This window comes from Bacillus sp. RO1 (assembly GCF_012524115.1).
GTDB lineage: Bacteria > Bacillota > Bacilli > Bacillales > Bacillaceae_I > Sutcliffiella_A.
Window position 1 is genome coordinate 108,138 of the sequence record NZ_JAAZWB010000075.1, and the last position, 6,356, is coordinate 114,493.

Below are 6,356 nucleotides of genomic sequence, written 5' to 3' on the forward strand. Positions count from 1 at the left end.
CTGGGCATGTGCTTGAGCCTCCCTCACCACGCTTAGATGCCACTGAAAATGTCTCTAATTTACGATGTTTGTTAGAAACCGCTGTTGATTTCCGCAAATGGCTTCACTTTCCTAAGGGCGTTGCTTGAGCCTCCTCGCTCCGCTGCGGGGTCTCAACCTACCGCTATCTCCCTCAGGATTCTTCGCCTTTTGCTCCAATCAACAGCTAGAAATTTCTAAGTACATGAGATTTCAGTTTTCAGTGGCCTCTCTAACGCTTCAGGGGTCTCAACTTACCACTATCTCGAGCTGGAGTCTCTCACCCTGCACTTAGAACTGCAAGGGAATAACGCTTGTTTTTGATATAACAAATGCTCGACCTAGGGTGATTTTGTAGGTCAAGCATACGGAGGTTGGTTGATAAGAATTAGTACGTTTGCTGGGTTAGATGGACAAGGTCTCGTTCTGTTTTAGTTGGGATGTTGCTCCATATTTGTTGCGTTTAATATACTGCCCGTTTCCTGCTTTACCGACAAATTGCTTATCACGGACGACAAAGTTACCTCGAACCAAAACAGAAACAGGTTCACCGGTAATTTTCATTCCTTCAAATGCATTATAATCAACGGCCATATGGTGGGTGGAAGCTGATATTACCCTTTCATGGTTCGGATCGAAAATGACGATATCTGCATCAGCTCCAACAGAAATGGTTCCTTTTTTAGGAAACATTCCAAAAAGCTTTGCGACTCTTGTGGAAACAATGTCGACGAACTGATTGATGGATATTCGGCCTTTTTTCACACCTTCTGAAAATAAAATGCTTACTCTGTCTTCAATCATTGGCCCCCCATTTGGTATTTTGGTAAAATCACCTTTTCCAAGCGTTTTTTGACCTTCAAAATCAAACGAGCATTGATCAGAGCCAAGAGTCTGAAGTTGACCGCTTTTTAAGGCATTCCATAAAACATCTTGGTGCCATTTATCACGCAATGGAGGGGACCATACGTATTTGGCTCCTTCAAAATTCGGTTTCTCCAAATAGCTTTTATCAAGAGCCAGGTATTGTGGACAGGTCTCTCCCCAAATTTCCACCCCTTTGTTTCTTGCTTCGGCAATTTTTTCTACTGCTTCCGCACAGGACACATGAACGACATAAAGCTGAGAATCAGCTAGAGAAGTTAGTTGTGCAGCCCTTCCAGTGGCTTCTCCTTCCACTTCTGGAGGCCTTGTTAGGGCATGGTAGATTGGGTCTGTATTCCCATTTTCCAATGCTTCTTTCGTTAGATAATCAATGACATCTCCGTTTTCAGCATGAACCATGACAAGCGCTCCGAGATCCTTTGCTGCCTTTAATGTATGAAACAGAGTTGCATCATCTGCCTGGAATACATTTTTATATGCCATAAATACTTTAAAAGATGTGATGCCTTCTTTCTCAATTACTTGAGGAAGCTCCTTCAATACCGTTTCGTTCATTTCACCAATCATCAAATGGAAGCTGTAGTCGATCACTGCTTTATGCTTTGACTTGTCATGCCAAGTTTTAATAGCATCTTGAAGCGGTCGGCCCTTTTCTGTCAAACAGAAATCAATGATGGATGTCGTTCCTCCAAATGCAGCAGCCATTGTTCCACTTTCAAAATCATCTTTTGTTACAGTGCCTCCAAACGGCATATCCAAATGAGTATGAGGGTCAATTGCACCAGGAAAGATAAAACAGCCTTTTGCATCGATCACTTCCGCATCTGCTGAGGAAAGGTTGAGCCCGATGGAAGAGATTGTTTCTCCGTCAATTAAGATGTCCGCTTCATACTGATCGCTTGCTGTCACAATTATTCCGTTCTTTATTAATTTTTTTGCTGCCATTTGTTTCATTCCCCCTTATTTAACCGTATCCACTTCACATTGCTTCAATAATCCAAGAGCAGACTGCCTGTCATTCCATGTCATCGGTGGCTGTTCATGTGGAAGCTCCACCATAGTAATAGCATCATCCACCGGACAGACAATGGAACATAAATTACATCCAACACAATCTTCTTCTCTAACCTGTAAGTATGGTTTTCCTGAAGGATCTTTCAGCATATCAATACACTGATGGGAAGTATCCTCACAGGCAATATGACATTTATTGCAGTTAATACAGGTATCCTGATTGATTCTTGCTACAATCTTATAGTTCAAATCAAGATTACCCCAGTCGGAATATTTGGGTACAGATTTCCCTACAAGGTCCATAACCCTCGCAATTCCTTTTTCATCTAAGTAATTGTTCAGTCCATCAAGCATGTCTTCTACAATACGGAAACCATGATGCATGGCTGCGGTACAAATCTGAACACCTGTTGCACCCATTAACATGAACTCCACCGCATTTTGCCAGTTAGAGACACCGCCCATACCGGAAATCGGCACATTTATTCTTGGATTTCTTGCACATTCTCCCACCATATTAAGGGCTATCGGTTTTACAGCAGGTCCACAATATCCACCATGGGCACCTTTCCCACCTACATGAGGTATCGTGTTCCAGCTATCAATGTCCACACCAGCGAGGCTGTTTATCGTATTGATCATACTGACAGCATCCGCTCCCCCTCTGACTGCTGCCTCTGCCGTTACCGTGATATCTGTGATATTTGGGGTCAATTTAACGATGACAGGAGTATTTGCTGCTTCTTTAGCCCAATACGTTTGCTTTTCCACTAGCTCCGGCACCTGACCGGATGCAGAACCCATGCCTCTTTCCGCCATTCCGTGCGGACAGCCAAAGTTCAACTCAAGTCCATCCACCCCTACTGCTTCGACCTTTTTCACAATTTCATGCCATTTTTCCTGTTTTGGTTCTACCATCAAGGAGGCAACGACCGCTCGATCTGGGAACTTCTTTTTTGTTTCTTCTATTTCTCTTAAGTTCACTTCCAAAGGTCTGTCGGTAATAAGTTCAATATTGTTGAATCCGGCTACTCTCTGTCCATTAAAACTAACCGCTGCAAATCGGGATGACACATTGATAATTGGATCGCCAAGAGTCTTCCATACAGCGCCTCCCCACCCTGCTTCAAAAGCACGCTGTACCTGATAACCAGAATTAGTTGGCGGTGCAGAAGCTAGCCAGAATGGATTAGGTGCTTTAATGCCTGCCAAATTTATCGATAGATCTGCCATTTGCTTTCCCCCCTCTTATACCTATTTAGGCTGTCTCCACCTTGCTTTTCACCAATTTTTCATATAGTGCATATGCGGTAAGTTTTCCTTGCTCCGCAGCAGTTACTACCATGGCCTCTCCTTGCCCTTTACCAAAAACGACATCCCCGCAGGCGAATACTTTTTCGTTTGAGGTTTGATGAGTATGCTTATCTATTTTCACAACTCCACCGTCGTGAGTGAGACCAAATTCTTCAATAAGACTTGTATATCTTGTTTGACCTATTGCCTTAATGACTGCGTCTACTTGAAGTGTAAATTCGGACCCTTCCACTTTCACAGGCCTTCTTCTTCCATCAGCATCTGTGGCACCAAGTTCCATCCTTATACATTCGATGGCCGTGACATCACCACTTTCGTTTCCGATAATTCTACTCGGCGCGGTAAGCCAGCGAAATTCTACACCGTCCTGCTTTGCAAACTCATATTCAAAATCATAGGCAGTCATTTCTTCCTGGGTTCGGCGATATAATATTTTTACATTTTCAGCGCCAAGCCTTACCGAACAGGTAGCACCATCAATGGCAGTATTACCTGCACCAATGACCACGACATTTTTTCCTTTGAATTTATCTGTAATGCTATTGGTCTTTGTTTCTTTTACAAAGTCTATCGCATCATACACTCCATTCAAATCTTCTCCGTCAATTCCTAGCATTGGAACACTAGCCATGCCAATCGCTAAAATAACACCATCATAATGAGTCAGGATTTCTTCTACTGAAATGTCCACTCCCACTCTTGTATTAGTACGTATCTCCACATCTAAGCTTTTAACCTGTTCCACTTCCCAAAAAGAAACACTTTTAGGTAGGCGGAAGGAGACTATGCCGTACGTATTCAGACCGCCTGCTTCTTGCTCTGCTTCAAAAACAGTAACCTGGAATCCAAGTAGAGCCAATTCACGTGCGGCAGAAAGCCCTGCTGGTCCACCTCCGACAATCGCTACTTTTTTTCCATTGGATTTTCCTTTTCGGAAAAGAACTTGCTCATTTTTAATAGCCCAATCTGTGGCATAACGCTGAAGATCACCAATGATAATCGGTTTTGTATGGTGATTCAGAACGCATGCCCCTTCACAAAGCTCCTCTGTCGGACATACCCGCGAACAGCTCGCTCCGACAGGGTTGGCACTCATAATTGTTTTAGCTGAACCTTTTAAATTACCGGAAGCAATTTTTTTTATAAAAGAAGGAATATCAATACTTGTCGGGCACGCTACAATACATGGTGCATCGTAGCAATATAAACAACGGTTGGCCTCTTCTAGTGCTTCCCTGTCTGTTAAACCCGGTTTTGCTTCCATAAAGTTAACCGTTAAATCTTCTAAATCAATTCGTTTCATGGCCCCTTTCACATACCCACTCCCCTTTATCCATTTCTCGCAAGAAAAAAAGGTAATCCATATCGACGGATGTGCCCAATATAAAATACTGGAATCAGGTTCACAAACTGCGAATGAATTACCTCTTGTCCTTTACGGCAAAAGTGCGGTCATTTCTTCATATGTCTCCGGTCGTCTGTCACGGTAAAATTGCCACACATCTCTCACTTCACGGATTAATTTTTTATTCATTTCACCAATGATAACTTCATCTTGGTCCCTGCTACCGATGGATACAAACGACCCTCGTGGATCAACTAAATAAGACTGTCCATAAAACTCGCCCATTTTCCAAGGACCTTCCACACCAACCCTATTGATGGCACCAACATAATAGCCATTTGCCACTGCATGAGCAGGTTGTTCAAGCTTCCACAAGTATTCTGATAATCCTGCCACTGTAGCGGAAGGATTAAAGACAATCTCGGCACCTTTCAAACCAAGCAGTCTTGCACCTTCAGGAAAATGTCGGTCATAGCATATGTACACACCAACTTTGGCATATGCTGTATCAAAAATCGGATAACCAAGGTTCCCTGGTTTAAAATAGAATTTCTCCCAGAAACCATGTCCTTGATTTCCTACCCCGACTTGAGGAATATGTTGTTTACGGTATTTTCCGAGATATTTACCATCCGCATCAATAACAGCTGCGGTATTGTAGTATGTCGCGATGCCTTCTCTTTCATAAATGGGAAGTACAATGACTACCCCAAGTTCTTTAGCAAGGTCTTGGAACAGTTTTGTGGTGGGACCATTTGGAATTTCTTCGGCAGCCTCATACCACTTCGCATTCTGTTCACTGCAAAAGTATGGACCGTAGAAGATTTCCTGAAGGCAGATAATTTGAGCACCCTTTGCTTTCGCTTCCCTTACAAGTTTAATGTGCTTTTCAATGGCTGCTTTTTTATGTACTTCCACAGCCTCTGAGCCATCCACATCATTAGAAGCTTGAATCAAACCTATCATCACTTTGTCGGACATATATGAACCTCCTTTTGATGATTGCATGAAAAAATAAATTATTAGAATAATTAGAACTTTATGTATATTTTACTGTCTTTAGGATTCTATTTCACTATACATAATGTCAAATGATACAAGGGTAGGACTGTCCACAATGTAAAACGACAGTAACCAAGTTGATTGGAGTGGAAGGCGCGTAGACGCGCGCTTGAGGAAGGGACATGTGAGACCCAGGAGGCGCAAACCCAGAGAGGATGCTCACGTCCCGCCTGGGGAAGCGCCTTGAACGTTAATCAACGCTTTAAACGCGAATAAGCATCTACCCTAAGGTAATCAAGTTCTCAGATGCTTTGATATATTGTCCCAAGCTTGCCTTTACGTTTCATCCTTTATGGTTTCATATCGGCGGAGAAGAAATCTCATCTTCTTTTTTCTCGTTACTGATACCTTCTCCTTTTTTCTCGTCAATGAGGTCTTCGTGACCTCTATGAGGACCTCTCTTCTCCTTTTTTCTCGTCGATGACGTCTTCATCACCTCTATGAAGACCTTTCTCCTCCTTTTCTTTCGTCGATGAGGGTCTTCATCACCTCTATGAGGACCTCTCTTCTCCTTTTCTCTCGTCGATGAGGTCTTCATCACCTCTATGAGGACCTCTCTCCTCCTTTTTTCTCGTCAATGAGGTCTTCATCATGAACTGCCCCCTGTCAAGTAGACACTTGAAATAATAAAACAAGACTAAGCTGTCTTAGCCCTGTATTCTAAAGGGCTAAGACCGTTTAATCGTTTTTGATAACGGTCATGATTATAAAAATGAAT

The 6,356-nt window shown here is 42.8% G+C and carries 6 protein-coding genes; all 6 read right to left on the reverse strand.

Annotation, left to right across the window (positions count from 1 at the left end; translation table 11 throughout):
• Nucleotides 1–423: 423 nt before the first annotated feature.
• Nucleotides 424–1,848, reverse strand: coding sequence for a dihydropyrimidinase (gene hydA / locus HC179_RS11690; RefSeq protein WP_168864457.1), 1,425 nt, complete (start codon nt 1,846–1,848; stop codon nt 424–426).
• Nucleotides 1,849–1,863: 15 nt separating this feature from the next.
• Nucleotides 1,864–3,150, reverse strand: coding sequence for an NAD-dependent dihydropyrimidine dehydrogenase subunit PreA (gene preA, locus HC179_RS11695; RefSeq protein WP_168864458.1), 1,287 nt, complete (start codon nt 3,148–3,150; stop codon nt 1,864–1,866).
• A gap of 25 nt (nt 3,151–3,175) precedes the next feature.
• Entirely contained in the window at nt 3,176–4,534 is a 1,359-nt protein-coding gene (locus HC179_RS11700; protein ID WP_168864469.1) for an NAD(P)-dependent oxidoreductase, read from the reverse strand.
• Between the two features lie 132 nt (nt 4,535–4,666).
• Entirely contained in the window at nt 4,667–5,557 is an 891-nt protein-coding gene (locus HC179_RS11705; RefSeq protein ID WP_168864459.1) for a nitrilase-related carbon-nitrogen hydrolase, read from the reverse strand.
• A gap of 379 nt (nt 5,558–5,936) precedes the next feature.
• Nucleotides 5,937–6,176 (reverse strand): hypothetical protein, encoded by a 240-nt coding sequence (locus HC179_RS11710; protein WP_168864372.1) that lies wholly within the window; start codon nt 6,174–6,176, stop codon nt 5,937–5,939.
• Nucleotides 6,177–6,275: 99 nt separating this feature from the next.
• On the reverse strand, nt 6,276–6,356 hold an 81-nt coding region (locus HC179_RS21360; protein WP_168862685.1), incomplete at its 5' end, for an IS3 family transposase.

Coding starts and splice junctions, on each gene's coding strand:
- preA (WP_168864458.1), bottom strand. CDS start 3,150: ATGGCAGATCTATCGATAAATTTGGCAGGCATTAAAGCACCTAATCCA.
- HC179_RS11710 (WP_168864372.1), bottom strand. CDS start 6,176: ATGAAGACCTCATCGACGAGAGAAAAGGAGAAGAGAGGTCCTCATAGA.
- HC179_RS11705 (WP_168864459.1), bottom strand. CDS start 5,557: ATGTCCGACAAAGTGATGATAGGTTTGATTCAAGCTTCTAATGATGTG.
- hydA (WP_168864457.1), bottom strand. CDS start 1,848: ATGGCAGCAAAAAAATTAATAAAGAACGGAATAATTGTGACAGCAAGC.
- HC179_RS11700 (WP_168864469.1), bottom strand. CDS start 4,534: ATGAAACGAATTGATTTAGAAGATTTAACGGTTAACTTTATGGAAGCA.